At 32.8% G+C, this 2,732-nt stretch carries 2 protein-coding genes and 3 pseudogenes; 1 reads left to right on the forward strand and 4 read right to left on the reverse strand.

What is annotated here, in order from left to right:
* Nucleotides 1–44: 44 nt before the first annotated feature.
* The 3 genes and pseudogenes from A3SG_RS22565 to A3SG_RS0118060 form a co-directional block, all read right to left on the reverse strand.
* Nucleotides 45–191 (reverse strand): annotated as a pseudogene (locus A3SG_RS22565) (transposase); the annotation flags it as partial.
* A gap of 44 nt (nucleotides 192–235) precedes the next feature.
* A complete protein-coding gene (locus tag A3SG_RS0118055) occupies nucleotides 236–787 on the reverse strand; it encodes an REP-associated tyrosine transposase (RefSeq protein WP_016991396.1) in 552 nt (183 codons plus the stop codon).
* A 466-nt stretch (nucleotides 788–1,253) separates the two neighbouring features.
* Nucleotides 1,254–1,436 (reverse strand): annotated as a pseudogene (locus A3SG_RS0118060) (IS200/IS605 family transposase); the annotation flags it as partial.
* Nucleotides 1,437–1,671: 235 nt separating this feature from the next.
* On the opposite strand from A3SG_RS0118060, the gene A3SG_RS21985 reads away from it, so the two are divergent.
* Nucleotides 1,672–1,842 (forward strand): hypothetical protein, encoded by a 171-nt coding sequence (locus tag A3SG_RS21985; RefSeq protein ID WP_016991398.1) that lies wholly within the window; start codon nucleotides 1,672–1,674, stop codon nucleotides 1,840–1,842.
* Nucleotides 1,843–1,930: 88 nt separating this feature from the next.
* On the opposite strand, the pseudogene A3SG_RS20440 reads toward A3SG_RS21985, so the two are convergent.
* A pseudogene (locus tag A3SG_RS20440) lies at nucleotides 1,931–2,485 on the reverse strand (REP-associated tyrosine transposase).
* Between the last annotated feature and the right edge of the window lie 247 nt (nucleotides 2,486–2,732).

The following is a 2,732-nucleotide window of genomic DNA, read 5'->3' on the forward strand; positions in this document are numbered from 1 at the left end:
CCCGATAGCGCGGATTTATAATCCGTGCCCGCTCCAGTAGGCAACTAAAATAGATCTAATATAATTACTTCTAAATCATTTTCTAAACTAGCATAATTTCTAGCAGAACTAAAATAATAATCTTCATGTAGTGTTACTATTTTTTCTTTCACAGGGTTATTGTGGATATAATTTATCTTTTGCTTTATAAACCCGATAGCGCGGATTTATAATCCGCGCCCGTTCCAGTAGCCAACTAAAATAGATCTAATATAATTACTTCTAAATCATTTTCTAAACTAGCATAATTTCTAGCAGAACTAAAATAATAATCTTCAGCCAAAGTGACGATTTTTTCTTTCACAGGATTATTGTGGATATAATTTATCTTTTGCTTTATGAACCAGTTCGTCTCAGCAATTTCTGCATGATAGCCATCTTGCCAAACTTTATACTCTTGTTCTCGTTTGAGATGAGCACATGCTTTTCGAAAATATCTTAACATCCATTCTCTTCTGCTTTCTGGTTCTTCAATAAGAGTTTGAATTATTTTCTTTGAAGTAAATTTTTTAAAATCACGCATCACATCCGATAGTATAAAACCATTTGTTGCTTTACATAATAAATGAATATGACTACTCATAATACAATACGCATAAATCTCTAAACCTTTATTTTGCTGACAATGTTGTAATGCGTTTATCAGAATGTATTTTTGATTTAACCTAGTGAAAACATCTACCCAGCCCACTGTGATAGTGATAAAATAAGCTTCTTCTGTACTTGTAGCTTTATATTTGGTTGACATTATCTTTGGTTTATATACTTATCGTTGCTTTTGTTTACGGGCACGGAATACAATTCCGCGCTATTGTTGCGTAGATATATCCGAGCGGTCTGGTCAATTTTTTGGTTGCTTTTGTTTGCGGGCACGGAATGCAATTCCTCGCTATCGTTGCGTTGACATATCCCTGCGATCTGGATGTACTGATTTATCCGAGCGGTCTGGTTGACATTATCGTTGCTTTTGTTTACGGGCACGGAATTCAATTCCGCGCTATCGTTGCGTAGATATATCCGAGCGATCGGGTTTAACCTAGTAAAAATATCTAGCCACCTGCTGTTGTTATGGTGATAAAATAAGCTTCTTCTGTACTTGTAGCCTTATTTTTTGTTGACATTGGTTTCGGTTTATTTACTTATCGTTGCTTTTGTTTACGGGCACGGAATGCAATTCCGCGCTATCGTTGCGTAGATATATCCGAGCGATCTGGTTCTGAACTCACAACTCCTTTTAAAATTTCAATTCCTTTCGCTTCACATATTTGTATCAAAAGCTCACGGCAACGTTTTTGAACATCCCCTTTTAAAACTTTAAATCTATATTTTGTGACCCAAACAATATGGCAGGTTAATCTACTTACAGTATGTGACCCTTTTCTTAAATCTGTACTCATAAGATAAAGGTAAATATTTTTTCGCATTACTAAAGTACTGCAATAAATTGCAGGGTTTTAAACTCGAAACTGAGACCAATAAATTGATTTTTTTTTCTACAAACATCTATTTAAATGGTAGTAAGTATTTTTAAATAGGGTAATTGATTAAGGATAAATTAACTCAATATATAGTTATCAAAATTTTGGAATGAAGCAGAAAATTATTAAATTAGTTTAAATTAAAAATAGTTACATGAAAAATAATAATAAATTATCTCTTGGAATATCATTAGGTATATGTATTGGATCCATCGTAGGAATGATTACTAACCAGCTTAGTTTATGGATTGGTGTTGGGATAGCATTTGGCACTGCAATTGGGATATCGTTTTTTAAGAAAGAGAAAAGTAATAATAAAAACTAAACCAAAAACAATAGATGGAATCATTTTTTTCTCTTTATCATAAACCCGATAGCGCGGATTTTCAATCCGTGCCCGCTCCAATAGGCAACTAAAATAGATCTAATATCAACACTTCTAAATCATTGTCTAAACTAGCATAATTTCTAGCGAAGCTAAAATAATAATCTTAAGGTAGTGTTACTATTTTTTCTATAAAGGGGTTATTGTGGATATAATTTATCTTTTGCTTTATAAACCAGTTCGTCTCAACAATTTCTGCATGATAGCCATCTCGCCATACTTTACACTCTTGTTTTCGTTTGAGATTAGCACATGCTTTTTGAAAATGTCTTAACATCCATTCTCTTCCGCTCTCTGGTTCTTCAATAAGAGTTCGAATTATTTTCTTTGAAGTAAATTTTTTAAAATCACGCATCACATCCGATAGTATAAAACCATTTATTGCTTTACATAATAAATGAATATGACTACTCATAATACAATACGCATAAATCTCTAAACCTTTATTTTACTGATAATGTTGTAATGCGTTTATCACAACATATTTTTGATTTAACCTAGTAAAAACATCTAACCACCTTACTGTTGTTATGGTCATAAAATAAGCTTCTTCTGTACTTGTAGCCTTATATTTTGTTGACATTGGCTTCGGTTTATTTACTTATCGTTGCTTTTGTTTACGGGCACGGAATGCAATTCCGCTCTATCGATGTGCTGATATATCCGAGCGATCTGGATTATTGTGGATATAATTTATCTTTTGCTTTATAAACCCGATAGCGCGGATTTTGAATCCGTGCCCGCTCCAATAGCTAACTAAAATAGATCTAATATAATTACTTCTAAATCATTGTCTAAACTAGCATAATTTCTAGCGGAGCTAAAATAAA

The organism is Flavobacterium sp. ACAM 123 (assembly GCF_000264055.1).
Classification (GTDB): domain Bacteria; phylum Bacteroidota; class Bacteroidia; order Flavobacteriales; family Flavobacteriaceae; genus Flavobacterium.